Origin of the sequence: Gordonia spumicola, from assembly GCF_009932475.1 — a bacterium.
GTDB lineage: Bacteria > Actinomycetota > Actinomycetes > Mycobacteriales > Mycobacteriaceae > Gordonia > Gordonia spumicola.
Map to the genome: position 1 here is coordinate 2,186,051 of NZ_BJOV01000005.1, position 25,470 is coordinate 2,211,520.

Below are 25,470 nucleotides of genomic sequence, written 5' to 3' on the forward strand. Positions count from 1 at the left end.
TGTAGAGAGCATAGGCCTCCGGACTCCCCGCGGTGGGCGGTTCGTCAGAGTTCGGTGACGCGACCGTTCTCGACGTGCCAACGGCGGTCGACGTTCACGTTCGCCAACATGCGGCGGTCGTGCGTCACCAGGAGGAGCGCACCGTCGTACGACGCGAGCGCCGATTCGAGCTGCTCGATGGCGGCGAGGTCGAGATGGTTGGTCGGCTCGTCGAGGACGAGGACGTTGGTGCCCCTCGCCTGCAGAAGAGCGAGGGCGGCTCGGGTCCTCTCCCCCGGAGAGAGATCGTCGACGGGCCGGTCGACGTGATCGGCCTTCAGCCCGAACTTGGCGAGCAGGGTCCGGACGTCGGCCGTGGTGTACTCGGGGACGAGGCCCTCGAACCGTGCCGCGAGCGGCTGATCACCGGTGAAGAGCCCGCGAGCCTGATCGATCTCGCCGATCGCGACGTTCGCGCCCAATGCCGCCGTCCCCGAGTCGGGCTCGACGCGACCGAGGACCGCCTTCAACAATGTCGACTTCCCGGCCCCGTTCGGCCCGGTGATGCCGATCCGCTCACCAGCGTTCACCTGCAACGACACCGGACCGAGGGTGAACTCTCCCTGCCGGACGACGGCGTCGTTGAGCGTCGACACCACCGAACTCGACCGCGGCGCCGCGCCGATCGTGAACTCGAGCACCCACTCCTTACGGGGTTCGACGACCTCGGTGAGTCGCGCGATCCGGCTCTCCATCTGGCGGACCTTCTGCGCCTGCTTCTCACTCGACTCCGACTGCGCGCGCTTGCGCATCTTGTCGTTGTCGGGATTCTTCTTCATCGCGTTGCGGACGCCCTGGCTCGACCATTCGCGCTGGACCCTGGCCCGCGCGACGAGGTCGGCCTTGCGTTCGGCGTACTCCTCGTACTCTTCGCGGCGATGCCTGCGCGCCACCTCCCGCTCCTCGAGGTAGCTCTCGTAGCCGCCGCCGAAGACGGTGTTCGTGTGCTGGGCCAGATCGAGTTCGAGGACGCGCGTCACGCTGCGTGCCAGGAACTCGCGGTCGTGGCTGACGAGGACCACTCCGCCGCGCATCCCCGCCACCACCTCCTCCAGGACGGCGAGGCCGTCGAGGTCGAGATCGTTGGTCGGCTCGTCGAGCAGAACGATGTCGAACCGCGAGCACAGCAGTGCGGCGAGTCCGACCCGCGCGGCCTGGCCGCCGGACAGTCCGGTCATCGGGGCCCGCGCCGGGTCGAGGACGTCGGAGCCGAGTCCGAGGTCGGCGAGCACCGCGGGCAGACGTTCGTCGAGGTCGGCGGCCCCGGTCACCAGCCAATGGTCGAGAGCCGCCGCGTACTCGTCGGCCACGTCGTCGCCGTCCGCCATCGCCTGCGCCGCCGCGTCCATCGCCGCCGCGGCGGCCGCACAGCCCGTGCGCCGCGCCACGTAGGCGCCGACCGTCTCGCCGTCCACCCGCTCGTGCTCCTGCGGCAGCCAGCCGACGAAGGCGTCGCTCGGCGCCCGGCTGACGGTCCCCGCGAGCGGCGCGAGGTCGCCCGCGAGTATCCGGAGCAGCGTCGACTTGCCCGCGCCGTTGGCCCCGACGACGCCGACGACGTCACCGGGGGCGACCGTCAGATCGAGGTCCTCGAACAGCACTCGGTGGGCGTAGCCGCCCGCGACGTCCTTGGCGACGAGTGTGGCGGTCATGGCTCACATCGTCGCATCCAGCGGCTACTTCGGTGCAGCCGGAGCGGTCGTGGCGGGAAGTCGACGGCTACAAGATCCCCGAATGCATCGTCGTCGACGAGCTTCCGAAGCCATCGACGGGCAAGATCCAGAAGAACCTGGTCCGCGACGCACACACCGACCTCTACGACTGAGGCCCGGTTCGTCCAGAGGAGGCGTGAACGAGCGCGTACAGTAGTCCTCCCGCCCGCGAAAGGACGCCCCTAATGCCTCGACGTACAGTCCTGCTCGTCTCCGCAGCCGTCGCGACAGCGGCATTGATCAGCGCTTGCGGTGCCGACGAATCAGGCGCAGAACGTGCACCGACGTCGAGTTCGACGGTGTCGAACCCCCAGTTCTCCGAGTCTGAGACTGCCTTCTTGGCTCAGCTGAAGAAGGACAAGGTGACCGTCGCCTTCGCGAGCGACGAAGAAGCCGTCGCACTCGGCCATAAGGTGTGCAGCGACATCAGCAAGGGCACGGGGGTCGTCGATGAGGCCATGAGCCTGAAGATGAGCCAAGACGACGCGATCTCGATTGTCGGCGGTGCGACGATCTTCCTCTGCCCTCCTTCGGCTGGCGGAACACCCACGATGCCGAGCCTCGCGATCCCCGGACTACCCGGTTGAATCCCGCGCACGATGGCCGTCTCTCCTTGAGGAAGCCGACGCTGTGACACGAGCCCTGGAGCTCCGAGACCGCTGGAGCGCGGACTCCGCGGAGGCTTCCTATCGGCTCCTTCTCCAGGGGACGGCCGCATCTCCGTTCGGGACGATCGACGGCCGAACAGATCTGCGTGGACTTTCGGTGGGCTTGGCACTGCGTCTCGACCCGCCTCGGCGTCCCCTCATCCGTCGGGCATTGGGCGGGCGGCCGACAGTCCGCGACGTCGACCTGTCGTTCGCCGAACTGGACCAATGGCGGATCTTCGACGTCGACTTCGAGAACTGTCGCTTCGACAGTGCCGTGCTCACCTCAATCCGAGTGTTCTCGGCGAGTTTCACGGACTGTTCGTTCACGTCCGCGAATCTGGGTGGAGCGTCGCTCGGGTCGCGTTCAACCAGTGGCGGCCGTCGCAGCCGGTTCGACCGATGCGACTTCAGCGGCTCGGACATACGATCTGCAAGCACTACACCGGGATTCTTCACGCACTGTGATTTCACCGGTACGCGATGGCAGCACACCCGGTTCCTGGAGACCGTTCTGGAGTTCTGTGATTTCCGCTCGGCAGTCGTGGACGGGTCGTTCTTCGACGGACGCCGATTTCACCAGAATGCACCCGTCGGCCTCGGGTCGAACACTCTCCGCGGATGCGACTTCTCGAGCACGCAGTTGATGGATACGACGTTCTCGGCAATCGACTTTCGGCACTGCATTCCGCCCGCAGGCGACAGCATCCACCTGATCGCCGACTATCCCCGCGCCGTCGACGATGCGCTGACGTATCTTGCCCTCTGTGAAGGCCCGGATGCGGACATGGCGACGATGATTCTCGGTGAGGAAGCACGCTCGTCGCGATTCTTGCCTGCCGGTGCCGTCGGGCTCCTGCAACTCGAACACTATCCGGGTGCCGTCGACATCGTCACCAGGGCGTTCAGGCTGAACGACCGATAGGACCGATACGCTCACTCATTGCCCGGCAGTAAGCCGACGCCCGCAGGCCGCCGCTCGGCAAGCTCGGATTCCTACCCGACCCCCTCCATTCCACGTGAGGTCACGTCGTGCGGCGCGATCCGCACCGACACGTGAGCCGCCGACCCGTCGCGCACCGACAGCGCCGCGGCACCGGTCACGCCGACCGTCGCCACGGTGAACGTCACGGCCTGCGCCGTCGTGACCCCCGCGGCCGCAGGCCACATCGTCAGCACCCAGCCGATCAGCGCCATCCCCGCGGTCGCCGCCCACGCGATGCGGGCCCTGACCGCCCTCGGGTGCACGGTCCCCCAGATCGGGACGCCGAGCACGGTGCGGAAGAACCCGATGCCGCACGCCACCATGTACAACATCATGGCGAGGTGGACGACGAGCGATGAGCCGAGCAGCATCATCGCGGGCGACACCATGAAGGCCATCGACAGCACGTACTCGGCGGCCACCCAGGTGGGGCGATTGTGCAGGTGCATCCGACGCAGGCGTATCGCGAGCCGCGCGACTCGCCTCCGGTCGTCGGCGGCGCAGCCGCGGAGCACCATCCGGAGCGGACGGGCGAGCACCAGGAACACCGGCGCGACGACCATCGACGCCACGTGCCCCAGGAGCGGCTGCGAGCCGTCGGCCATGATCAGGCACGATGACGCGACGCTTGCGGCGCCGAGTGCGAACCAGCCGATCCGACGTGCGGGCCAGCGGTCGCCCAACTGCGTCGCGACCACCGCGTAGCCGATCACCGCGATCGCCAGGACCGCGCACAGCGCGAGCACCGGGAGTGGCAGATGAGTGCCGCCGGTGATCGCGCAGCAGTCGTACCCGTGGTGATGCACTCATCAACAAGTACAGCCTTGTGACCGGTCACGCACAATTATCCAGCGTGCTCGTCCACGTCGCGGGAATCGGTGAGCGTGAGGGCGCCCCATCCGGCGATCGCTCCGACCACGACGGCCAGGACCGCGTAGGCGACGCGCTCACCGTCGAAGAACGACTCGACGAGGTCGTGGCTCCATGCGCCGACGGGCAGATTCGATGTGACCAGGGCGGCGATGAGGGTGCCGATGACCGCGGTGCCGACGCTGGTGCCGACCTCTTGGGCGGTGTCGTTGAGCGCGGCGCCGATGGACGTCCGGTTCTCAGGCATCGCGTTCACCAGGGCCACTGCGCAGATGGTCATGACCGTACGCAGGCCGATCGTCATGAGCACCATGCTGATCGCTATGACGAGGTAGCCGTGGTGGACTCCCCAGGCCATGCCCGCGAGCGACGCGGTGAGGAAGCCCGCACCGATCAGACAGGCGATCCGGTGACCGAACCGCGAGCCGAGGTATTCCGAGAGCGGGGTCGCGGCGATCATCGTGACGATCATCGGGAGATTCGCCAGGCCGGCCCGGACCGGACTCCAGCCGTACGCGTACTGGAAGTGCAGGATGAGGCCGAACATGACGCCTGCCATCGCAATGGACGTGCCGACCTGGGCTATCGCCGCGCCGCGGACGGTGCCGCGGGCGAACAGACTCAGGTCGAGCATCGGCTGGTCGGTGCGTCGTTCATGTCGGACGAACACGGCGACCGCGGCCGCCGCGCCGATCGCGCAGCCCCACGTCCACGGCGACGTCCAGCCGTGTTCGACACCCGCGGTGAGCGTGTAGCAGCCGAGTCCGATCGCCAGGATGCTGAGCGCCGCGCCGGGCAGGTCGAGCCGGTCGGTGGTGAGATCCTCCGGGCGGTCGGCGGGCACACCGAGGCGGACGCCGATCCACGCGATCACCGCGATCGGCGCGTTGACGAGCAGCAGCCATTCCCAGCCGACGTGCGCGAGGGCGGTTCCACCGAGCAACGGGCCCAGGATGAACCCGCTCATGCCGACGATGATCATCAGGGTCATCGACCGCATGCGCAACGCCTCATCGTCGAACAGCCGGAAGACGAGGGAGTTGGTGATCGGAGCCATCGCCGCCGCGGCGAGGCCGAGAAGTGCACGCAGGACGATGAGTTCGCCGGTGGACGTGACTGCGAGGACGCCGAGGCTGATGAGGCCGAACGCGGCGAGGCCGACGAGGAGGACCCGCCGACGACCGATCCGGTCGGCCATCGATCCCGCGGTCAGCAGCAGGCCGCCGAAGGTCAGCGAGTACGCGCCGGTGACCCACTGGAGGGCCGTGGTGCCACTGCCGAGGTCGCGGCCGATGGTGGGCAGCGCGATGGTGAGCAGGGTGTTGTCGACCATCTCGACGAAGAACGCGAGGCAGAGCGCGAACAACGGGATCCAGGCGGCTCGCAATGAGGTGTACGTGCGCGGAGAGTGCGTTGCGGTGGTCATCGGGACGCTCCTTTCGTTATCGAACGGCGTTCGGTTATCGAACGATGTTCTATACGATAGAACGGCGTTCGATACGATGCAAGAGATGACTGCCACAGACCGCACCGACACGAAGCCGACCGGGCGACGACGCGCGTCTCACTCGATGGAGACCGTGATCGGCCAGGCCGTCGCGATCCTCGACGAATCAGGCGAGGCCGCGCTGACGTTCCGTTCCCTCGCCGCCCGCCTCGGCGGCGGCGTCGCCAGCATCTACTGGTACGTCCAGAACAAGGACGAACTGCTCGACCGCGCCACCGACCACGTCCTGGGCGACGTCCTCGCCGTCACCGACGAGTTCGTCGACTCCGACGATCCGATCGCCGACGTGCGACGGGTGGGCGTCGCACTGTTCGACACCGTCGCGGACCGCCCGTGGCTCGGCGGATATCTGATGCGCGACACCGGCGTCCAACCGAACGGGCTGCGCCTGTACGAGACGATCGGCCGACACGTGATGCGGCTCGGACTCCCGCCGCGAGAGACCTTCCACGCGGTCTCCGCGATTCTGGGGTTTGTCATCGGCACCGCGACCGACCTCGGCCAACAGCCGCCGAAGGAGGTCCTCGACGGCACCATGTCGGGCGAGGCCTACCTCAAACGGTTCGCCGACCAGTGGCGCGCACTCGACCCGGCCGAGTACCCCTATGTGCACTACATCGTCGACGAATTCGACGGCCACGACGACCGCGACCAGTTCGCCGCCGGGCTCGACCTGCTGCTCGCCGGGCTGCGGCTCGAGTCGCAGCGCTGAATCAGGCGGGACCGAATTGGGCCGCCATCCATATCGTCACGCAGAGCAGAAGCACCTGAACGGCGAGGAAGCAGATCGAGACCGGCAGGCTTCGTCGGCCACGAGCGATGGTCCATCCGATGCACGCGGCAGTGACGATGATGAGCAGACCGCCGCCGATGACGCTGGTCATCGCGGCCCTGTCCGGCCAGCCCGGGTCGCCGCAGTCGGCGTAGCCGTCGCCGGGGCGGACACTGCAATAGGTGTCGTCGAGTTTCGACAACTGCGTGAGACCGTAGCCGAGGAACACGAGCAGACCCTGCACGTAGAGGAACACCATCGCCAACGGGCGGTCGCTCGACGAGACGGTGGTCGTCGCAGGAGCACAGAGCACGTCCAGCCGGTTTCCGAGTTCGGTGTATTCGGGAAGCCACCCGCTGCTCGCCGCGATCTCGCACAACGGCCCCGTCGGCAGAAACCAGGACCTCACTTCGGCCACAGACGATCGGTCTCCCGCCCGCAGTGCCGCGGCCCGCTCGTCGAGGATTCCGACGAGCTCGTCGCGGGTGTCGAAGGTCGACTGCCATGACAGGTCGTGCGATCGGTGTCGAACGATGTCGGCGGTCTCCTCGACGACGTTCGCGACGGCCCTCAGATCGGTCACGCTACGAGCCACCCGCCAAGCCGATCAACCCGAGCGCCACGAGACCGACCGCGACGGTCGAGACAACGACTCGGGTCCGACGCCGACGCGCACGGACGAACGTCACTCCCCAGATCGCGGCGAGAATCAGCAGAGCCACGGTCCACATCAACCATTCAACCGTCAGCGCGAACGAATTGCTGGCATCAAGGGATCCGCCCGGCGTTCGCTTCGCGCTCCACCTCATCAGGACGACGCCTCCGGTCGACGCGCCGATCACTGTGGATCCACCGACCGCCACCGCAGTCGAGACTCTGCCTGCGAGGTCGCGTGCGGGTTCCATGGCGGTCGAGTCTATGTCTTCCCCTCCCCGCCGGTCCCCCTGGGGAAGCTGTTCGAACGACGCGTCACCGGTCGCGCGCCTTCGTCACGATGGCGGCGTGATCCGCCGGCGACCTCGGGCGAAGTGTACGGTCGAGTCTCCGCCACTCGTTGAACGGACGAATCTCATGTCGATGCGTCAGTCGAATCTTGTCGTTCGATCCGGCTTCCGCCCCGCCGGAGTAGTCCTGGTCGTTCTCAACCTGTGCACGGCGGCGGTCATTCTCTGGGGTGGTTGGATGGGAGCCGAGCAGGGCGGCCATCCGTGGATGGCCGTCGGCGTCATCGGCTTGGGCGGACTTCTTGTGCTGATGTCGGCAATCGTCTGTGCTCGCGCCTTCGCCCACACGGTCGTCGCGGTGGTGACCGCGCGGTCGGTCCTCCTGAGCGGCGTCGCCGACCCCGCGCTGCGGGAGTGGGAGTGGAAGGACATCGCGGGAATCGACGCCGTCGAACAATCCATGCGCGGCTTGACCGTCGCGACGGTCTTCCGCCTCCAGTTGCATCCGAGCGAGCGCGCTCAGGAGCTGGCGAACGGGGCACCGGCCGGCTTTGGACCGTCGTTTCGCGTCTCGTTGTTCCACCGTCCGAAGCCGCGGACAATCAGCGATTTCATGCGTTCGGTCGCACCGGAACAGTGTCGCGCCCTGAAATGACCTGAGCGGCGCGGCTACCGTCGAACAATGCCGCCTCGCCCTCGCGCCGCCAGATACGCTCGCCGCCGCAAGCTGCGGATGGCGCAGCAGGATCACGACCTCACCGCGGACCAGTGGGCGTCGCTGCAGGACGAATGGGGCGGCTGCGCCTACTGCGGCGCGGCGGGGCCCGGGCTGCAGAAGGACTGCATGCTGCCGATCTCGCGCGGCGGCCGCTACACGCTCGACAACGTCGTCCCGAGCTGCCGATCGTGCAACTCCAGCAAGTGCAACGCCGAGCTGACCTCGTGGATGCGCCGAAAGAAGCTCGACGAACGGCTCTTCCTCGAACGGCACTACCTCATCCGCCGACGCCTGGCCGAGTAGAGCTTCTCGACTGCGCTCGAAGAACCGACGGGGACTGCGCTCGAAGAACCGACAGGGACTGCGCTCGAAGAACCGAGGAGACGACCGGAGAACCGACGGGGAGACAGCACGACGCCCGCACCGGAATCCGGTGCGGGCGTCGTGGCGAGTCGGGGCTCTACGCGCTGTAGTCGTAGAAGCCGCGGCCGGTCTTGCGGCCGAGGCGTCCGGCGTCGACCATGCGGCGCAGCAGGGCGGGCGGCGCGAAATGCGGCTCGGCGAACTCGGCGTACAGCGATTCGGCCGCGGCGAGGCAGATGTCGAGACCGACGGTGTCGCAGAGGGTGAGGGGTCCCATCGGGTAGCCGCAGCCGCCCTTCATCGCGGCGTCGATGTCCTCGGCGCTGGCGTACCCGGAGTCGAACATGCGAATGGCCTGACAGAGGTACGGGATGAGCAGGGCGTTCACGATGAAGCCCGAGCGGTCACCCGCCTGCACGGTGGTCTTGCCGAGGACGTTCTTGGCGTAGTCGGTGACCGCGGCCGCCGTCTCGGGAGCGGTGGTCAGCGCCGAGATGATCTCGACGAGCGGCATCACCGGCACCGGGTTGAAGAAGTGGACACCGACCACGCGCTCGGGGTGAGCGGTCGCCGCGGCGATCTTGATGATCGGGATCGACGACGTGTTGGTCGCGAGGATCGTCTTCTCGCCGACGACGGCGTCGAGCTTGGCGAAGATGTCGTGCTTGATGGCCTCGACCTCGGGAGCGGCCTCGATGACGAGCTCGCGGTCGGCGAGGTCTGCGACGTCGAGGGTCACCTTGACGCGCGCGACGGCCGCGTCGGCGTCCTCCTGCGAGATCTTGCCCTTGGCGACACCGCGACCGATCGACTTCGAGATCCGCGCGGCCGCCGCGTCGGCGAACTCCTGCTTGGTCTCGAGGACGATGACGTCGCTGCCGGCCTTCGCACACACTTCGGCGATGCCCGCACCCATGGTGCCGCCGCCGATCACGCCGATGAGATTCACATTCACTCCAAACCGTCACTGATCGCCGTCGGCGACCGAGTTGCTTCCTTCTCGCCTGACAACAGTAGTGCCAGGCGCCGCATCCGATCAGCCCGGACCGCCCGCGGACCACCGCGAATGTCACTGGAGTCACACTTGATAGATACCCCCTAGGGGTATAGCTTGAACTCATCGGCGCCCACCCAGGACGCTCCACCGCCAGGAGGAAGACATGACCGTCGACAACACCCATGCCGGACACTCGACCGCACCGAGCGGAGTTCTGATCGCCGACGACGGCCTGCGCCTCGACCTGCCGACGACGATCCTCGACGCGGGGGCTCACACCGTCGACTTCCGGATCGTCGACGCCGGCGGGTCCCCGATCACCGACTACGTGGAGCGACACGACAAGGAACTGCACCTCATCGCGGTCCGTCGGGATCTCGCAGGCTTTCAGCACGTGCACCCGACCCGCGACGAACGCGGAGTGTGGCACGCCGACCTCGACCTCACCGCGGGGGTGTGGCGCATCCTCGCCGACTTCGCTCCCGCATCCGGTCGCGGCCTCACCCTGGGAGCCGACCTGTTCGTAGCGGGCGATTTCACTCCCGAACCGCTTCCGTCGGCCTCGTCGACCGCGACTGTCGACGGCTACACGGTGACGCTCGACGGGGCCCTCGTGCCGGACCGGGGGCGGACGCTGACGTTCCGCGTGGAACACGACGGGGCACCCGTCACCGATCTCGAGCCGTATCTCGCCGCATACGGGCACCTCGTCGCACTCCGCACCGGCGATCTCGCGTACCTGCACGTGCACCCCGACGGCGCACCCGGCGACGGCGTCACCGCGGCCGGACCCACGATCTCGTTCCACGCGACCGCGCCGACGGCGGGCGACTACCGCCTGTTCCTCGACTTCGCGCACGCGGGCGCCGTCCGGACCGCGGAGTTCACACTGCACGCGACCTCCGTCGGACACCAGGACGTCGGCCACGGCCTCGAACACCCCGGTCACGAACACCACAGTCACGAACACCGCGGCCACCACCACTGACCCACGACCCGACGCTAGAAGGCACACCATGACGCTGTTCGCCATCCGCGACTACCGGCTGTTGTTCGCCGCACAAGTGATCGCCCTCTTCGGCACGGGACTGGCGACCGTCGCACTCGGGCTGCTCGCGTACGACCTCGCAGGCTCGAATGCCGCCGCGGTCCTCGCCACGGCGCTGACGATCAAGATGGTGCTGTACGTCGTCATCGCACCGATCGCCGCGGCCTACGTCGATCGCCTTCCCCGTCGCGCGTTCCTCGTCGGCCTCGACGTGATGCGCATGGGAGTCGTCGTGGTGCTGCCGTTCGTCACACAGGTGTGGCAGGTGTACGTACTGGTCGGACTTCTGCAGGCGGCGTCGGCCGCATTCACACCGACGTTCCAGGCGGTGATCCCCGATGTCGTCGCCGACGAGGACGACTTCACGCGCGCACTGTCCGCATCCCAGGTCGTCGGTGGCGTGCGCACGTTCGCCCGAACCCGCGAGCTCCGCGGCGTGCTCGCGTTGAACTTCACTGTCGCGTCCGCCGGATCGATCGTCGTGGTCGACACGGTGAACCTGGTGCGCGACGACCTCGGTGGAACGCAGACGACGGTCGCCTGGATGCTCGCGGCGTCCGGACTCGGCACGCTCGTCGTCGCGCTTGTGCTGCCCCGAGTCCTGGACCTCCTCGACTCCGAACGCCCGGTGATGTTGTTCGGGGCGTCGGTCCTGGTCGCCGCGACCGTCACGACTGCGGTGCTCGCGGTCACCGACACCGCGTCGACGCCGCTCATCGCCACCGTCTGGTCGGCGATCGGCGCGGGAATGGCGGCGATCGTCACGCCGACCGGCCGCGTGATCCGCCGGGTGACACCCGCCGTCGACCTTCCCGCCGCATTCGCCGCTCAGTTCTCCCTGTCGCACGCCGCATGGCTGCTCGCCTACCCGATAGCCGGGTGGGTCGCGACGTCGGCCGGGCTCGACGTCGCATGGCCGATCCTGGCGACCGCCTCTCTCATCGGAGCCGTCGCCGCCATGGTCGTCTGGCCCGCTCCCGACGCACACGCCGCTCCGGCCCGCCCGTCGATCGACGACGAGGTTCTGCACGCGGCCGCGTGCACGTGCGCACGGGTCGCGTGACACTACTGTGGGGAGCCATGACGATCGAATTCGGCCTGGACACGTTCGGCGGCGTCACCAAGGACGGCGAGGGCCGTCCCGTCGACCACCCGACCGTGATCCGCGATCTCGTCGAAGACGGGGTGGTCGCCGATCAAACCGGCCTGGACTTCTTCGGCGTCGGTGAACACCATCGGCCCGACTTCGCGGTGTCGAGCCCGGAGATGGTCCTCGCCGCCATCGCCGCGAAGACGTCGCGGATCCGGCTGGGTTCGGCGGTCACCGTCCTGAGCTCCGACGACCCCGTCCGGGTCTTCGAACGGTTCGCCACCTTGGACGCTGTCTCGAACGGCCGCGCGGAGATCGTCACCGGTCGGGGTTCGTTCATCGAGTCGTTCCCCCTCTTCGGTTACGACCTCGCCGACTACGACGTGCTGTTCGAGGAACGCCTCGACCTGCTGTCACGGCTGCTGACGGAGAGGCCCGTCACCTGGGAGGGCACCACTCGGCCACCGCTGACCGACCAGCGGGTGTACCCGACCACCGCGAACGGCATCCCCACCTGGGTCGGCGTCGGCGGAACCCCGGAGTCGGTGATCCGCACGGCGCAGTACCGGTTCAACCTGTTCCTCGCGATCATCGGCGGGCCGCCGGACCGCTTCGCCGCCTACATCGACCTCTTCGACCGCGCGCAGGACGAGTTCGGCGTGCCGCGCGCCAAAGTCGCCGTCCATTCCCCCGGGCTCGTCGCCGACACCGACGACGAGGCCCGCGAACTGGCGTACGACGGCTGGTTCGCGATGCGCACGACGATGGGAGCCGAACGCGGCTGGCCGCCGCCGTCGCCGTCCGACTTCGACAGTGAGATCGCCGACGGCTCCCTGCATCTCGGCTCGCCGGAGACCGTGGCTCGCAAGATCGCACGCACCTTGTCGGTCCTGAAGGTCGACCGTTTCGACGTCAAGTACGACCAGCCGGTGCCGCACGCCGTTCAACGCCGCTCGATCGAGCTGTACGGCGACCGCGTGGTCCCGATGGTCAAGGACATGCTCGCGTAACCGACGCGGCGAGTCTCTCGACGGCCCGCGCGACGACAGTCGCGCGACGTTCCGGCGTCCGAGCCTTGAGGATCTGCAGCACGATCGTGTACCGCTCCGACCTGCCCAACCCGTCGAACGCCGCCGCGGCATCGGGATTCGCACCGAGCGCGGCGACGAGGTCGGCAGGCGGTTCGGCGGTGCGCTGCGACTCGTAGGCCGCATCCCACCGGCCGTCGGCTTTGGCGCGCTCCGCCTCGGCGAAACCCGCGGGACGCACACGCCCGGCGTCCGCCAGCGCCTCGAACTTGTCGACGTTGATCTTCGACCACGAACTGGTCCGGCGCCGCGGGGAGTACCTCTGCAGGAACGAGTCATCGTCGTTGGACCTGCGCTGACCGTCGATCCAGCCGAAGCACAGTGCGCCGTCCAGGGCGTCGCCGATCGTCAGCCCGGGGACCGGGGAGCGACTCTTCGCGATCCGCAGCCACGCGTCCGCCTGGTCCGCATGGTTCGCCTCGAGCCACCGCTCCCAGCCGTCGCCGCTGGTGAAGTGGAGAATCTCCATTCGACGATCATCGCACCCCGTCTGCCCGCTTCGGGCGCGGGCATCGACCGACTTGCACAATGTGTTGCCATGGGCGGGATTCGGAGTGCACTGCTGGTGTTGACCAGCGTTCTGACCACACTGGCGCTGGTCGCCGCGGTGTTGCCGGCGACCGTGTCCGCCGCACCGAGCACGAGTGTCGACCTCGCGCTGACCGGCGCGGGCCAGACGATCACACTGCCCGGCCGCACCGCCGAGACCGGGCTGCGACTCCCCGTCCCCGACGGCCTCACGCCGGTGTCGATCCGCGGCCGCGTGAGCACGCCCGCATACGTGACGCGTGGCAGCGTCGACGTGAAGCAAGGGGACCGGCTCCTCACCCGCATCACTCTTCCGGCGGCGTCGCCCGCCGATCTGACGATCCCGCTGACCGGCCTGCGGGTGGACCGACAGTCCCGATCGGCCGCCATCGTCGTCTCCACTCACCTGGACACCGACGGGTTCTGCTCGGACGACCCGACCGACGGCGTCGTCGTCACCGACGCCCAGGTGATGTACGACGGAGACGAGACGCTGCCCGACACCGTCGGATCTTTCCTCCCGCCGGTGATGACATCGCTGACGATCACCGTTCCGGACGACGTCCAGCCCGTCGAGGCGTCCGCGGCCGTCGGTCTGGCGACGGCCGTCGCCGCGCGGTACGGCAGCGCCCCGGTCTCGATCACCACCGTCACGCGGCCACGCGACGATCTCCGCGCCGAGCGCGGCGGCCCGCTGTCGCGCCACATCGTGATCGGCACCAACCTCCCGTCGGGCCTGCACATCGCCTCCGGCGGAGCACTGACGATCGGCGGCCCGGCGCCCGACCTCGCCGCGCAGGCGGGCTTCCTCACATCCGACCTGTCGCCGCTCGCCATGTCGCCGGGCGTGATCGCCGGTCAGCTGTACGACGCCCCGCAACTCGCCCGCGACGTCACGACACTCGCCGACCTCGGCGTTCCCGATCAGCGGGCCACCACGGACGGCTGGCCGCGACTCGTCGTCGGCATCGATCAGACGCGGATGGCGCGGCCCTCGCACAATGTCCGCGTCCAACTGCGCGGCACGTTCACTCCGCCGCGCGGCGACGGGGGACGCATCGTCGTCGCCGTCGGCGACCGCGTTCTCGACAGCGTCCCCACCGATGCGACGGGCGTGTTCAACCGCTGGGTCGCCATCCCCGACGACGTCCTGGCCCGATACACCGAGCTGACCGTGACGGCCGAATACGGCGGCGCACGGACCGCCTGCGGGCAGGCCGACCGAGCCACCCTGACTCTCGCCTCGGACGGGCAGATCGACGCCGACGCCGCCGATCCGCCCACACCGTCCGGGCTGCAGTCGCTGCCGCAGGCCCTGATGCCGCGCGTCCAGCTGGCCTGGACCCGGGGCGACGCGGCCGACCTCTCGCGCGCCGTCGACATCCTCACGCATCTGCAGCAGCTGACGTCGGTCCGCCTCGGCGTCGACGTCGTGTCGGTGGCCGACGCGGCGTCGTCCACGCACCCGGCGGTCGTCATCGGAGCCGACGGCACCGGTCTGCCCGCCGATCTGGCGCTTCCCCTGACGTCGAAGGACGGCAGGCTCACGGTCAGGGACTCCGTGACCGGGACCGACCGTGTCTTCACCCCCGACCCGGCGGTCCGGTACGGGTCACTGCAGGTGGCCCGCGACAACGGCCGCAGCGTGCTCGTCGCGTCGTCGGTGGGGAACGCCGCAGCACTCGACGACCTCCTCGGCTGGCTCGGCCGCGACGGTCACTGGTCGTCGGCCGCGGGCGACGCGATCGTCACGACCGTCGGCGCCGAACCCGTCATGATCGCCTCGACGGCGACTCCGGCTCGGGCCGAGGAGTCCGGCAGCGGCTGGACGTACGCCGTCATCGCACTGATCGGCGCGGCCGCCCTGGCCCTGCTCCTGCTCGTCGTGCGTCGACGCCGGAAGTGACACCGATGGCCGTCGCCGTCGAGACGCCGGAGGCGCCCCCACGCGATCACACGCGGGGCGTCGTCGCCCGGATCGTGCTGCGCTGGGCGGCGATCGGGCTGCTCACGGCCGTCGCCTATCACCAGACGATCGCGGCCGTCGCCGTCGAGATCGCGTCGAAGACCCTCCTCGAATACCTTCCGGTGGCCTTGCTCCTGCTGCTCGGTGCGACTGTCGGCGTCAGCCTCCGCAACGACGACGAACTCCCGATCTACGACCGACAGACCGATGTGATCGTGGGCGGCGTCCTGCTGGTCCTGGCCGGCAGCCTGCAGGCCATGCTGAACGCCCGCTACAGCGCGGTCTACCTCGCTGTTCACATCGACCTGGTGTCGCTGTGGCTGTTCACGTTGAGCGCCTGCGTGCTCTTGTTCGGGATCCGGCCCACCGCCCGGTACCGGTGGGTGTGGCTGCTCGGGCTGTCGGTGTTCCCGATGCCCTTCCGCGTCCTGGTCCTCGCGTTCGGCGTCGAGCGGTACTCGGCGGGGATCGCCGTCCTGATCCTGGCCGTCGGCTGTTCGGCCGTGGCCGTCGGACGGTCCAGGCGGCACGCCGCGGTCGGCGCGACGATGGCCGCGACCACCGGCATCGCGACCCTCGCAGTGATCACGGTGTTCACACCCGAACTCGCGAGATTCGGCTACATGGCGATCCCGTCGGTCGCGGCCATGCTGACGACCGGCACCGTCATGTACGTCGACCAGCGGCGCGACGCGGGCTCGCTGCGCCCGTACCCGCACCGCCCGGTGAACAGGCTGACCGCGGCCAATGTGTGGACGGGCGTCGTGATGCTCGCGGTCGGGTCGGCGGCGATCGCGCTCGTGCCCGTCCCGCACGTCCGCCCGCATCCGGGCACCACGTTCAAGGAGTTGAGCATGCGGTTGCCGCTCGCCGTGCCGGCCGGATGGCGCCAAGTGAGCGCCCATCCCCTGGACTTCGACCGCTTCTACGGCAGGCACGCGGAGTCGGTCCGACAGACCCTCGTCCAGACGCAGGGCGACGTCCGCTACGACAAGTCGGCGCTCCCCCGGACCGTCGTCCTCGACGCCGTGGTGACCGACCGGCCGCTGACCCTCGACATCTACCATCCGTCGATCGTCTACGACACGATCGGCGACCGGACGAGCGAAGCGCGCGCGGTGACCCTGAGCCACGGCATCAGCGGCACCATCGAGACCGTCGTCGACGACAAGCGCGTCCTCACGTTCAACCGGCTCAGCTGGCGCTGGAACGACGCGGTGTCGACCATGCAGGTGACGATCTTCTCCGTCGACAATCATCTGCCGGGCGCACCGTTCCCGCAGCCCGCGCACAATCCGCTGCGCGTGATCAACCCGCTGCTCACCATCCTGCTGCGCGGCAACGCGGTCACCACCGACGAGACGCCGTCGTTCAAGGACGAGAACCTGCTGACCTCGGTGGCCGACGGGCTGATCGATGCCCAGTTGGCCCGTCACGAGGCGGCGTGATGAACGTCGACGCGCTCCTCGCCGACCCCGACTATCGGGCTAAGGCCCTCCACGACGCCGTCGACGGCCTCCGCGAGCGCGACCCCGCGATGTCGGCGTCGGTGGCCTTCACACCCGTCCAGAAGTGGATCGGCATCTCGATCCCGGTCATCGTCCTGGCGGCCGCGATCGTCTCCCCGCAGATCACCGCGACGGTCGTCGTGTCGGTGCTGACCGTCGTCTACGTCGCCGCGCTCGTGGATCGTCTCGTGCTGTTCCGGCGCGGCCTCGTCAGCGGCGCGCTCACCGTCTCCGACGAACGCGCCCGCGCCGTCGGAGACGACGACCTCCCCTCATACACCGTGCTGGTCCCCGCCTACAACGAACCCGAGGTGGTCGGCGACCTGATCGGCAACATGCGGGCGCTCGACTACCCGGTCGACAAACTGCAGGTCCTGCTCCTGCTGGAGGAGGACGACCAGGTCACCATCGACGCGGCGCGGGCCGTCGCCGCCGACGACCTGGTGACCGTCGTCCTCGTGCCGCCCGCCGAGCCGCGGACCAAGCCGAAGGCGTGCAACTACGGGCTGCACTTCGCGACCGGCGACATCGTCACCATCTACGACGCCGAGGACAAACCCGATCCGCTGCAGTTGCGGCGGGTGGCCGCCGCGTTCGCCGACCTCGACGACGACGTCGTGTGCGTCCAGGGCAAGCTCAGCTTCCACAACGGCACCGACAACGTGCTGACCGCCTGGTTCACCGCCGACTACGGCATCTGGTTCGGATACCTGCTGCCCGGGGTGATGGCGAGCCGCGCCCCGATCCCGCTCGGCGGGACGTCCAACCACTTCCGGCGGTCCCTGCTCGACGAGATCGGCGCGTGGGACCCGTACAACGTCACCGAGGACGCCGATCTCGGCGTGCGCATCGCGGCGCGCGGCTACCGGACCGCGGTGATCGACTCGGTGACGATGGAGGAGGCCAACGTCGACGCCATCAACTGGGTAAGGCAGCGTTCCCGCTGGTACAAGGGCTACATGCAGACGTGGCTCGTCCACACCCGCCGTCCCGTCGAGCTCGTCCGCACGATGGGCCCGGTGTCGGTGTTCCGCTTCTCGATGCTGCTCGCAGGCACCGCGGTCATCGCCTGCGTCAACATGCTGTTCTGGTTGATCGCCGCCGTCTGGATCGCGGGCCAGCTGCCCGCGATCTCCGCCCTGTTCCCCGGGCCCGTCTACTTCCTCGCATTGACGTCACTCGTCTTCGGCAACAGTTCGATGATCTACATGAACGTCATCGCGATCCGCGAGGACGGGCGCGGCGACCTGTTCTGGCCCGCGCTCATCGTCCCGCTGTACTGGCTGATGATGAGCGTCGCGTCGCTGAAGGGCATGTGGCAGCTGATCCGGAACCCCTCCTACTGGGAGAAGACGTTCCACGGGATCGCGAAGACGGATACGGAGTCGGCGTGACGACCCGTCGGACCCACCTCGCGGTGTTCGTCCTCGCCGCCGCCTGCTACCTCGCGTTCGGCGCGTATCTCGCGTTGGACCAGCAGTTCTACTCCGGTGACGCGTTGTCGCGGGTGCAGGCCGCACAGGCCGCGCTCGTCAGCCGCGATCCGCACCTGTCGGCGATCGGTTTCGTGTTCACACCGCTGACCGCGATCGCCGAGATACCGCTCGTCGCGCTCTCGCCGCTGTGGCCCGCGTTCACGACGCACGCGATGTCGGCCGTCGTCATGTCCGCGCTGTTCATGGCGGGCTCGGTGATGCAGTTGGCCGGAATCGTCACCGACCGCGGACTGTCGTGGCGGATCGGTGCGCTCGTGGTGGGCGCGTACGCGCTGAACCCGATGATCGTCTTCTACGGCGCCAACGGCATGAGCGAGGCGCCGTACCTGTTCTGCCTGGTGTGGGCCGTCCGCAGGCTCATCCGCTGGGTCGACACCGATGACGTCCACGATCTCGTGACCGCGGGGATCGCCCTCGCCTTGAGCTACCTCACCAGATACGACGGCGGGGCCGCCGGCTTCGCCGCGATGATCTTCGTCGCCGTCATCAGCTTCCGCCGCGCCTCGTCGTCGCCGGTCGAGACCGTGACGCGGCGTCGTCGGGCGGTCGTCGACGCCGCCGTCGTCGCCCTGCCGACGGCGGTCGCCTTCACGGTGTGGGCGTCGACGAGTTGGCTGATCACCGGCGACCTGTTCGCCCAGTTCACGTCCGAGTACGGCAACGCCGCGATCATCTCGCAGCTCGGCGGCAGCGGCTCGGACACCGCGACCACCGCACTCGAGTTCTCCGCGACGTGCATGGCGATCATGGCTCCGCTGCTGGTGCTGCTCGTGCCGGGGGTCGCCGTGGTGCGGCGTCGGCGGCTCCGGGCGGTGGCGGTGAGTCTGGCGGTGTTCGGCGCGGTCCTCGCGTTCCAGGTGTTCGCCTATTCACGCGGCACCACGTTCGGCTTCCTGCGGTTCTACATCACCGTGATCCCGCTGTCCGCGGTCCTCGCCGCGCTCGCCGCCCCGATGCGTCGCGACATGCCGTACCGCCGTCTCGGTGCGAACGCCGAACTCCCCGACCTCACGCCGTCGCCCGGAGGGTGGCGTCGGCTGATCCCGGTCGCCGCCGCGGCGGCGCTCGTCGTCGGCGTCGGCACCACGTGGGTCGGCATGGCGTCGCCGAAGTACGCGCCGCAGGAGTTCGCGCTGCGGGCCGTGATCGGGGCCGATCCGGACTCCACCGACAAGCTGCTGCTCGACGCCCGGAGAGTGGCCCGGTCGTTCTCCACCGAACGCGAACTGGCGCACTACCTCGACTCACTGAACCTGCCGGACGGAGCCGTCGTCTGCGACACCGTCTACGGATTCGCCGTCATCGTGCAGTCGCAGCGTCCACGCCAGTTCGTGATCCCGTCCGACGCCGACTTCGCCCGCATCCTCAACGCCCCCGCGGCCCATCGGGTGCAGTACATCCTCGCGGTCCCCAACGAGGGACGCGGCACCAGCGACGCCGTCAACGTCCGGTTCCCGACCATGTACGAGAACGGTGCTCAGATCGCGGCCCTCGTCCTCGAGGCCCGCAACCAGGGTGCCGACCAACCCGATTGGCGTCTCTATCGCGTCGTCTCCTGACTCTCATGAGGCGAGGTCGGACACGACCTTCCACAGCGGGTCGTCCGGTCCGATGTCGAAGGTGCACTGGTCCGGTCGCGGATCGGGGACGTACGCCCACAGCAGTGCGCCCGCCGCACCCGCCCGGCGGTGATCGGCGAGCCGCGCGCGGAGACTGCGCGCCCGTTCGTCCCGGGACAGGCACGACCCGGCGCGCAGTCCCACCTCGTTCACGACGATGGGCTTGCCCACGGCCCGCATCTGGGCGATCCGGGCGGCGAGGGTGTCGGGCGTGGTCGGCGACGCGTCGTCCGGGTAGTCGTGGTAGTCCATCACGTCGACGCCCGGCGACCGCGCGACGAGTGGGTATCCGTCTCCGGCGATGCCGCACTGGTCGCCGCCCGTGGTGCCGCTGAACACGAGCCGACCGGGGTCGAGCCGGTGGATCCGGCCGCCGACCGCGTCGAAGAACGACCGCAGGACCTTCGGCGCGTCGGCGGCGCACGTCCGCTGACTCCATGTGCAGCCTGCCGCCGTGCAGTCGGCCGGTTCGGGTTCTCCGACCGGTTCCCATCCGGCGACCGACGGCTCGCCGCGGTACCGTTTGACGGCCGTGTCGACCCAGTCGGCGAAGGTGCCGTGGGGTCCGAGGGGCAGGCTCGACCACCCGGATCGGTACCAGGACCGGTCTTTGAACATGTCGCCTTCGCACGGGCTCGCGCCGCCGGTCAGGACGGGCAGCACCATTCGTCTGTGCCGCGCGGCCGCGGCGAACACGGCGTCGACGGCGCGGAAGTCGGCTCGACCGGTCTTCTTGTCGACCGCGAGCGCCGCGAAGAGGTTGAATCTGGTCAGCGATCGCGCCGGGACGGCCGAGAAGTAGGCGTTGAGGTCGACCTGTGCGCCGCAGCCGACGTTCACCGACCAGTCGGTCGCCAGTTGGTACGCGTCGAAACCGGTGGGCCACCACGGCGTCCGGTCGAGGACGAGACCGGTGGCGGTGGCCTTCACCCGCGCATTCGACGGCAGGGCCGGAGCGTCCGCGTTCCGGCCGCACGCGGCGAGCAGTGCCACCGCGACCAGTCCGACTATCGCGATCCGACGCACGATGGTTCGATTCACCCCCGGAGGATACGACCCGGCGCGCTCGCTGTGGTGGATATGCGATGCCGACCGGGACTATCGACCCGTCACGGCTCCCAGCAGATCCTCCCGACTCCTGACGACCGTGACCGCACCGCCGTCGCCGGGGTCGGGGTCCGGCAGCACGCCGTCGGGATCGATGAGGTAGACGTCGTGCCCGTCGAGGGTGAGACGGCGGACGGCCTCGAGGATCATGCGCCTGCCGACGTCGCCGACGCTGCTGACGCGTATCAGGCTGATCGCGACGCGCTTCTCCCCCGGCGGCTGGTCCTCGAACTCGCGGAGCACGCGTTCCGCGCCTGCGAATCGGATGTCGCCCTGCAGTGACACCACGACCACCGCGCGCGGGCCCGTGCCGAACACGCGGCGTCCGCGGACGACGGACGGTCCGGCCGCGGGCACATCCATCAGGTGCATGCCCATGTCGGAGGTGAACTTCCGGAACAGGTCGACGCCGCGCACGCTGTTGCCGTGGCGGTCCAGGCGCGGCGAGAAGGTCGCGATCCCGGCCTGGCCGGGGAGCGCGCCGATGAGACCGCCCGCCACGCCGCTCTTGGCGGGGATGCCGACCTTGGTCATCCAGTCGCCCGCCCCGTCGTACATTCCGCACGTCGCCATCACGCTCAACGTCTGCCGGACCACCCGGGCCGACACCACCGGCGCGCCGGTCACCGGGTTCACACCGCGGTTGGCGAGTGTCGCCGCCATCAGTGCGAGGTCGTTCACGGTCACCAGCAGGGAGCATTGACGGGTGTAGCCGGTGACCGCCATGAGCGGGTCCTCGTCGAGGATGTCGTTGGCGCGCAACATGTTCGCCAGCGCACGGTTGCGGAACGAGGTGCGCAGTTCGGACTCGAAGACGGCCGCGTCCACCTCGAGTCGGCGTCCGGCGAAAGCACTGAGGCCGTCGACGATCCGTTCGGACCGCTCGTCCACCGAGAGTCCCGGCGGTCCGGCGAGGGTGTGCGTGGTGATCGCCCCCGCGTTGATCATCGGGTTGAGCGGTCGGCCCGTTCCCGGCTCGAGCGAGATCTCGTTGAACGCGTCACCACTCGGTTCCACGCCGACCTTGTCCAGGACCGCGTCGAAGCCGCGGTCGGCCAGGGCGAGAGCGTAGACGAACGGCTTGGAGATGGACTGGATGCTGAATTCGACGTCGCAGTCGCCCTGCGAGTAGAGGCGACCGTCCTCGGTGCACATCGCGACCGCGAGCCGGTCCGGGTCGGCGTCCGCCAACTGCGGGATGTAGTCGGCAGTGGCGCCGGAATCGTCCGACGCGACGTGGGAGAGGGCTTCGGCCAGGTACTCCGGGATCGGCGAACGCACTCGGCCACCCTACCCACTCCTCGCTCCGACCACGTCGAGCATCAGCAACGCCGCGTGCAACGACGCCCGCGATTCGCCGTCGTCGAGATCGACGCCGAGCCGCTCCCGGAGGTCCGCGATCCGCGCGTACAACGTCGGCCTCGACAGGTGCAGGCGACGCGCGATCTCGGTCTTGTTGCCGGACGCCTCGAGGAAGGTGCGCAGGAGTGAGACCAGGTCGGCGGAGTCCGGTGCCGTCAGCAGCGGTCTCAGCTCGGCGTTCGCGAAGGCCACCGCCCTCGGGTCGTCGACGAGCATGGCGGCGAGTCCGCGCAGGCGGGTGTCGGCGACGCGGTACACCCTCGGTCCGGGCGACCGCATGGCGGCGACGACGGCCGCGACGTGCTCGGCCTCGGTCAATCCAGCGACCGCGTCGACGATCCGGCCGGTCACCGGGCCGGCCCCGACGTGGACCGCGCGGACTCCGCGCACCCGCCCGACCTCGGCGATCACGAGTCGACCGGCCCGGTCGACGGCCGCCGTCGGATCGGAGCCCGTGCACGCGACGACCGCGTTGAGTCCGGTACCGGTCACCGTGCTGATCGCGGTCAGCTTCGCGAGGCCGAGCGCGTGCCGAAAGCCGTCGTGCACCTGCAGCTTTCGACGCCGGGTGCTGATCTCGTCACTGCCGACCTCGATGTCGACGCCGACGGTCAGCGGGACGTAGTACCGGGCGAGTTTGAGCCCGAGCGTTCGCGCCCGGGCGGAGGCGCCCGCCTCGTCGGGCACTCGGGCCGACCGCAGGTCGTCCAGCAGTCCGTGCTGGGCCTGCTGTTCGAGCGCCGCCCGGTCCCGTTCGACCATCTCCCGGAGGGCGAGCGCCTGGGCCGCCCGCTCCAGCACGGTCGACACTCGGCGGGACGGTTCGGCGAGCGGTGCGACGATACGCGCGAACGCCACGCCGTCCGCCCCCACCGGCAGCCCGACTCCATCGGTCCGCGCGCGTCCGGCCCACCCCGTGAGCAGTTCGGCGGCGGTGTGCCCGTGTTCGGCGAACGCGAGCACGTGGTGTGCGGAATCCTCCAACACGACGGGAGTTCCGAGCAGTTCCGCGGCGCTCGCGACGATGTCGTCGGCGTCCGCCCGGCGCATGGACAATTCGGTGAACACCTGGTGGGCGTGTCGCGCGAACTCGACCTCGTGGAACTGTTCGGAGACGATCACCCGGTGCACGTGCTCGGTGAGCGCGACGAATCGGACCTCCCGACGGAGGGCGATGAGCGGGAAGCCGTGTTCGGACGCGACCCGGACCGCGGAGTCCGGGATCCGCGGCATCGCCGGGCCGAGCTCCACGATCAGGCCGGACGCCCCCGAGGCTGCGAGCGCCGTGCAGAACCGGTGCGGATCCGACCGCAGCGGTCCTCCGGTGGTGAGGATCAGCTCACCGCCGGTCAAGAGCTCCGCGACAGCGGGCGATTCGCCGACATGCACCCAGCGGACGACCCGGTCCAGCCCGGCGTCGACCAGGACGTCCGGGTCGCCCGCACGCATCACCGGAAGCGCGAGAATGTCGGCAACGGTCAACGCCATGAACGAAGTGTAAGCCCGAGGACGCGATTATTGACGGTATGTCCGTCGAATCGGACGCAGACGGCCGTCACAGTGGAGCCATGACCCTCACTGACATCAGCACCCAGACCATCGACCACTGGATCGCAGGCGCGACGTACATCGGAGCGTCCGGTGACTACGCCCCGGTCACCAACCCCGCGACCGGCGTCGTGACCGGTCGGGTCGCGCTCGCCGGCGTCGCCGACACGCAGGCGGGCATCGCCGCGGCCCGTGAGGCGTTCCCCGCGTGGCGCGACACCTCGCTCGCCAAGCGCACCGGTGTCATGTTCGCGTTCCGCGAGATCCTGAACGCCCGCAAGGAGGAGCTCGCCGCCATCCTGACCGCCGAACACGGCAAGGTGCACTCCGACGCGCTGGGCGAGATCGCCCGCGGTCAGGAAGTGGTCGAGTTCGCGTGCGGGATGAATCACCTGCTGAAGGGCGAGTCGAGCGAGAACGTCTCCAGCATGGTCGACGTCTCGTCGATCCGTCAGCCGCTCGGACCGGTCGCCGTCATCTCGCCCTTCAACTTCCCGGCGATGGTCCCGATGTGGTTCTTCCCGATCGCGATCATGGCGGGCAACACCGTGGTGCTGAAGCCGAGCGAGAAGGACCCGTCGTCGGCCCTGTGGATCGCCAGGGCTCTCGCCGAAGCCGGGCTGCCCGACGGAGTCTTCAATGTCGTCAACGGCGACAAGACGGCCGTCGACGAACTGCTCTCGAACCCCGCCGTCAAGGCCGTCTCATTCGTCGGGTCCACCCCGATCGCGGAGTACGTGTACCGGGTCGGAACCGCCAACGGCAAACGCGTCCAGGCGCTCGGCGGCGCCAAGAACCACGCGATCGTGCTCCCGGACGCCGACCTCGACATCACCGCCGACGCGATGGTCAACGCGGGCTTCGGCTCGGCGGGCGAACGCTGCATGGCGGTCTCGGCCCTCGTCGCCGTCGGTGACATCGCCGACGAACTGGTCGCGAAGATCGCCGAACGGACGCGGACCCTCGTCACCGGCGACGGCACCGGCCGGGCCGACATGGGCCCGCTGATCACCCGCGCCCACCGGGACAAGGTCGCGGGCTACATCGAGGCAGGCGAATCCGCGGGCGCCACGGTCGTCGTCGACGGCCGCTACGTGACGGCGACCGAGGGCGACGCGGGCGATGTGACCGACGGCTTCTGGGTCGGTCCGACCCTGCTCGACCATGTGACACCCGAGATGAGCGTGTACACCGACGAGATCTTCGGACCGGTGCTCTCGGTGATCCGCGTCGACACCTACGAGGAGGGGCTGGAGCTGATCTCGAACTGCCAGTACGGCAACGGCACGGCGATCTTCACGCAGGACGGTGGAGCCGCCCGGCGATTCCAGAACGAGGTCGAGGTCGGCATGGTCGGCGTCAACGTGCCGATCCCGGTGCCGAGCGCGCACTTCTCGTTCGGCGGATGGAAGGCTTCGCTGTTCGGCGACACTCACGCGTACGGCCCCGAAGGCGTGCACTTCTTCACCCGAGGCAAGGTCGTGACCACCCGCTGGCAAGACCCGGCCAACCGCGGAATCAACCTCGGCTTCCCACAGAACGTCTGAGAGGACTGA

25 protein-coding genes are annotated in these 25,470 nt (G+C 69.0%); 14 read left to right on the forward strand and 11 right to left on the reverse strand.

Annotated features, from left to right (window positions below):
* Positions 1-44: 44 nt before the first annotated feature.
* Positions 45-1,691, reverse strand: a complete 1,647-nt coding sequence (gene abc-f / locus GYB83_RS21465; RefSeq protein WP_161897308.1) for a ribosomal protection-like ABC-F family protein — start codon at positions 1,689-1,691, stop codon at positions 45-47.
* A 32-nt stretch (positions 1,692-1,723) separates the two neighbouring features.
* On the opposite strand from abc-f, the gene GYB83_RS23430 reads away from it, so the two are divergent.
* The 3 genes from GYB83_RS23430 (at position 1,724) to GYB83_RS24260 (ending at position 3,323) form a co-directional block, all read left to right on the forward strand.
* The gene (locus GYB83_RS23430) at positions 1,724-1,864 is read left to right on the forward strand and encodes a hypothetical protein (protein WP_186349827.1); all 141 of its coding nucleotides are present in this window, start codon (positions 1,724-1,726) and stop codon (positions 1,862-1,864) included.
* Positions 1,865-2,089: 225 nt separating this feature from the next.
* Complete coding sequence (locus tag GYB83_RS23935; RefSeq protein ID WP_267130338.1) at positions 2,090-2,338, forward strand: DUF732 domain-containing protein; 249 nt, start codon at positions 2,090-2,092, stop codon at positions 2,336-2,338.
* A gap of 355 nt (positions 2,339-2,693) precedes the next feature.
* Positions 2,694-3,323, forward strand: a complete 630-nt coding sequence (locus GYB83_RS24260; RefSeq protein WP_503826512.1) for a pentapeptide repeat-containing protein — start codon at positions 2,694-2,696, stop codon at positions 3,321-3,323.
* A 71-nt stretch (positions 3,324-3,394) separates the two neighbouring features.
* Here GYB83_RS24260 and GYB83_RS21480 read toward each other — a convergent pair whose 3' ends face one another.
* Complete coding sequence (locus tag GYB83_RS21480; RefSeq protein ID WP_161897311.1) at positions 3,395-4,189, reverse strand: cytochrome c oxidase assembly protein; 795 nt, start codon at positions 4,187-4,189, stop codon at positions 3,395-3,397.
* Between the two features lie 38 nt (positions 4,190-4,227).
* Positions 4,228-5,679, reverse strand: a complete 1,452-nt coding sequence (locus GYB83_RS21485; protein WP_161897312.1) for an MFS transporter — start codon at positions 5,677-5,679, stop codon at positions 4,228-4,230.
* An 85-nt stretch (positions 5,680-5,764) separates the two neighbouring features.
* Here GYB83_RS21485 and GYB83_RS21490 point away from each other — a divergent pair, with 85 nt between their 5' ends.
* Complete coding sequence (locus GYB83_RS21490; RefSeq protein WP_161897313.1) at positions 5,765-6,472, forward strand: TetR/AcrR family transcriptional regulator; 708 nt, start codon at positions 5,765-5,767, stop codon at positions 6,470-6,472.
* Between the two features lies 1 nt (position 6,473).
* Here GYB83_RS21490 and GYB83_RS21495 read toward each other — a convergent pair whose 3' ends face one another.
* From GYB83_RS21495 to GYB83_RS21505, 3 genes are all read right to left on the reverse strand, one after another.
* Positions 6,474-7,115, reverse strand: coding sequence for a hypothetical protein (locus GYB83_RS21495; RefSeq protein WP_161897314.1), 642 nt, complete (start codon positions 7,113-7,115; stop codon positions 6,474-6,476).
* Between the two features lies 1 nt (position 7,116).
* On the reverse strand, positions 7,117-7,437 hold the full coding sequence (locus GYB83_RS21500; RefSeq protein ID WP_161897315.1) for a hypothetical protein: 321 nt from the start codon (positions 7,435-7,437) through the stop codon (positions 7,117-7,119).
* A 64-nt stretch (positions 7,438-7,501) separates the two neighbouring features.
* A complete protein-coding gene (locus tag GYB83_RS21505; protein WP_161897316.1) occupies positions 7,502-7,738 on the reverse strand; it encodes a hypothetical protein in 237 nt (78 codons plus the stop codon).
* 6 nt (positions 7,739-7,744) lie between these two features.
* Here GYB83_RS21505 and GYB83_RS21510 point away from each other — a divergent pair, with 6 nt between their 5' ends.
* Positions 7,745-8,131, forward strand: coding sequence for a hypothetical protein (locus GYB83_RS21510; RefSeq protein ID WP_161897317.1), 387 nt, complete (start codon positions 7,745-7,747; stop codon positions 8,129-8,131).
* A gap of 27 nt (positions 8,132-8,158) precedes the next feature.
* Positions 8,159-8,497: an HNH endonuclease gene (locus GYB83_RS21515; protein WP_161897318.1), complete on the forward strand. Its 339-nt coding sequence runs from the start codon at positions 8,159-8,161 to the stop codon at positions 8,495-8,497.
* A gap of 157 nt (positions 8,498-8,654) precedes the next feature.
* Here GYB83_RS21515 and GYB83_RS21520 read toward each other — a convergent pair whose 3' ends face one another.
* Positions 8,655-9,506, reverse strand: a complete 852-nt coding sequence (locus GYB83_RS21520; RefSeq protein WP_161897319.1) for a 3-hydroxybutyryl-CoA dehydrogenase — start codon at positions 9,504-9,506, stop codon at positions 8,655-8,657.
* A 211-nt stretch (positions 9,507-9,717) separates the two neighbouring features.
* Between GYB83_RS21520 and GYB83_RS21525 the strand changes: the two genes are divergently transcribed.
* The 3 genes from GYB83_RS21525 to GYB83_RS21535 are packed head-to-tail and all read left to right on the forward strand — an operon-like array spanning position 9,718 to position 12,702.
* A complete protein-coding gene (locus tag GYB83_RS21525) occupies positions 9,718-10,542 on the forward strand; it encodes a DUF8832 domain-containing protein (RefSeq protein ID WP_228461704.1) in 825 nt (274 codons plus the stop codon).
* Between the two features lie 28 nt (positions 10,543-10,570).
* Entirely contained in the window at positions 10,571-11,665 is a 1,095-nt protein-coding gene (locus GYB83_RS21530; protein WP_161897320.1) for an MFS transporter, read from the forward strand.
* A 17-nt stretch (positions 11,666-11,682) separates the two neighbouring features.
* Positions 11,683-12,702: an LLM class flavin-dependent oxidoreductase gene (locus GYB83_RS21535; protein WP_161897321.1), complete on the forward strand. Its 1,020-nt coding sequence runs from the start codon at positions 11,683-11,685 to the stop codon at positions 12,700-12,702.
* On the opposite strand, the gene GYB83_RS21540 is transcribed toward GYB83_RS21535, so the two are convergent.
* Positions 12,683-13,249 carry a YdeI/OmpD-associated family protein gene (locus GYB83_RS21540; RefSeq protein WP_161897322.1) on the reverse strand — a complete coding sequence of 189 codons (567 nt, stop codon included), beginning with the start codon at positions 13,247-13,249 and terminating at the stop codon, positions 12,683-12,685. The two genes, GYB83_RS21535 and GYB83_RS21540, sit on opposite strands and share 20 nt — an antisense overlap.
* A 69-nt stretch (positions 13,250-13,318) precedes the next feature.
* Between GYB83_RS21540 and GYB83_RS21545 the strand changes: the two genes are divergently transcribed.
* The 4 genes from GYB83_RS21545 to GYB83_RS21560 are packed head-to-tail and all read left to right on the forward strand — an operon-like array spanning position 13,319 to position 19,837.
* Positions 13,319-15,214 (forward strand): hypothetical protein, encoded by a 1,896-nt coding sequence (locus GYB83_RS21545; protein ID WP_161897323.1) that lies wholly within the window; start codon positions 13,319-13,321, stop codon positions 15,212-15,214.
* Positions 15,215-15,219: 5 nt separating this feature from the next.
* Positions 15,220-16,722 (forward strand): hypothetical protein, encoded by a 1,503-nt coding sequence (locus GYB83_RS21550; protein WP_161897324.1) that lies wholly within the window; start codon positions 15,220-15,222, stop codon positions 16,720-16,722.
* Positions 16,722-18,176 carry a glycosyltransferase gene (locus GYB83_RS21555; protein WP_161897658.1) on the forward strand — a complete coding sequence of 485 codons (1,455 nt, stop codon included), beginning with the start codon at positions 16,722-16,724 and terminating at the stop codon, positions 18,174-18,176. The genes GYB83_RS21550 and GYB83_RS21555 overlap by 1 nt, the downstream gene beginning before the upstream one ends.
* Complete coding sequence (locus GYB83_RS21560) at positions 18,173-19,837, forward strand: glycosyltransferase family 39 protein (protein WP_186349828.1); 1,665 nt, start codon at positions 18,173-18,175, stop codon at positions 19,835-19,837. The genes GYB83_RS21555 and GYB83_RS21560 overlap by 4 nt, the downstream gene beginning before the upstream one ends.
* Before the next feature lie 3 nt (positions 19,838-19,840).
* Here the strand turns inward: GYB83_RS21560 and GYB83_RS21565 are convergent, their stop codons facing one another.
* The 3 genes from GYB83_RS21565 to GYB83_RS21575 are packed head-to-tail and all read right to left on the reverse strand — an operon-like array spanning position 19,841 to position 23,854.
* On the reverse strand, positions 19,841-20,938 hold the full coding sequence (locus tag GYB83_RS21565; RefSeq protein ID WP_161897325.1) for a glycoside hydrolase 5 family protein: 1,098 nt from the start codon (positions 20,936-20,938) through the stop codon (positions 19,841-19,843).
* A gap of 57 nt (positions 20,939-20,995) precedes the next feature.
* The gene (locus tag GYB83_RS21570; RefSeq protein ID WP_161897326.1) at positions 20,996-22,285 is read right to left on the reverse strand and encodes a glutaminase; all 1,290 of its coding nucleotides are present in this window, start codon (positions 22,283-22,285) and stop codon (positions 20,996-20,998) included.
* Between the two features lie 9 nt (positions 22,286-22,294).
* Positions 22,295-23,854: a PucR family transcriptional regulator gene (locus tag GYB83_RS21575; protein ID WP_161897327.1), complete on the reverse strand. Its 1,560-nt coding sequence runs from the start codon at positions 23,852-23,854 to the stop codon at positions 22,295-22,297.
* Positions 23,855-23,934: 80 nt separating this feature from the next.
* On the opposite strand from GYB83_RS21575, the gene GYB83_RS21580 reads away from it, so the two are divergent.
* Positions 23,935-25,461: a CoA-acylating methylmalonate-semialdehyde dehydrogenase gene (locus GYB83_RS21580; protein WP_161897328.1), complete on the forward strand. Its 1,527-nt coding sequence runs from the start codon at positions 23,935-23,937 to the stop codon at positions 25,459-25,461.
* The last annotated feature ends 9 nt before the right edge of the window (positions 25,462-25,470 follow it).

What these genes read in the sequence shown, in the direction of transcription:
- abc-f (WP_161897308.1), bottom strand. Translation starts at nt 1,691, where the DNA reads ATGACCGCCACACTCGTCGCCAAGGACGTCGCGGGCGGCTACGCCCAC.
- GYB83_RS21485 (WP_161897312.1), bottom strand. Translation starts at nt 5,679, where the DNA reads ATGACCACCGCAACGCACTCTCCGCGCACGTACACCTCATTGCGAGCC.
- GYB83_RS21490 (WP_161897313.1), top strand. Translation starts at nt 5,765, where the DNA reads ATGACTGCCACAGACCGCACCGACACGAAGCCGACCGGGCGACGACGC.
- GYB83_RS21500 (WP_161897315.1), bottom strand. Translation starts at nt 7,437, where the DNA reads ATGGAACCCGCACGCGACCTCGCAGGCAGAGTCTCGACTGCGGTGGCG.
- GYB83_RS21505 (WP_161897316.1), bottom strand. Translation starts at nt 7,738, where the DNA reads ATGGCCGCCCTGCTCGGCTCCCATCCAACCACCCCAGAGAATGACCGC.
- GYB83_RS21510 (WP_161897317.1), top strand. Translation starts at nt 7,745, where the DNA reads ATGGCCGTCGGCGTCATCGGCTTGGGCGGACTTCTTGTGCTGATGTCG.
- GYB83_RS21515 (WP_161897318.1), top strand. Translation starts at nt 8,159, where the DNA reads ATGCCGCCTCGCCCTCGCGCCGCCAGATACGCTCGCCGCCGCAAGCTG.
- GYB83_RS21525 (WP_228461704.1), top strand. Translation starts at nt 9,718, where the DNA reads ATGACCGTCGACAACACCCATGCCGGACACTCGACCGCACCGAGCGGA.
- GYB83_RS21530 (WP_161897320.1), top strand. Translation starts at nt 10,571, where the DNA reads ATGACGCTGTTCGCCATCCGCGACTACCGGCTGTTGTTCGCCGCACAA.
- GYB83_RS21535 (WP_161897321.1), top strand. Translation starts at nt 11,683, where the DNA reads ATGACGATCGAATTCGGCCTGGACACGTTCGGCGGCGTCACCAAGGAC.
- GYB83_RS21540 (WP_161897322.1), bottom strand. Translation starts at nt 13,249, where the DNA reads ATGGAGATTCTCCACTTCACCAGCGGCGACGGCTGGGAGCGGTGGCTC.
- GYB83_RS21545 (WP_161897323.1), top strand. Translation starts at nt 13,319, where the DNA reads ATGGGCGGGATTCGGAGTGCACTGCTGGTGTTGACCAGCGTTCTGACC.
- GYB83_RS21550 (WP_161897324.1), top strand. Translation starts at nt 15,220, where the DNA reads ATGGCCGTCGCCGTCGAGACGCCGGAGGCGCCCCCACGCGATCACACG.
- GYB83_RS21555 (WP_161897658.1), top strand. Translation starts at nt 16,722, where the DNA reads ATGAACGTCGACGCGCTCCTCGCCGACCCCGACTATCGGGCTAAGGCC.
- GYB83_RS21575 (WP_161897327.1), bottom strand. Translation starts at nt 23,854, where the DNA reads ATGGCGTTGACCGTTGCCGACATTCTCGCGCTTCCGGTGATGCGTGCG.
- GYB83_RS21580 (WP_161897328.1), top strand. Translation starts at nt 23,935, where the DNA reads ATGACCCTCACTGACATCAGCACCCAGACCATCGACCACTGGATCGCA.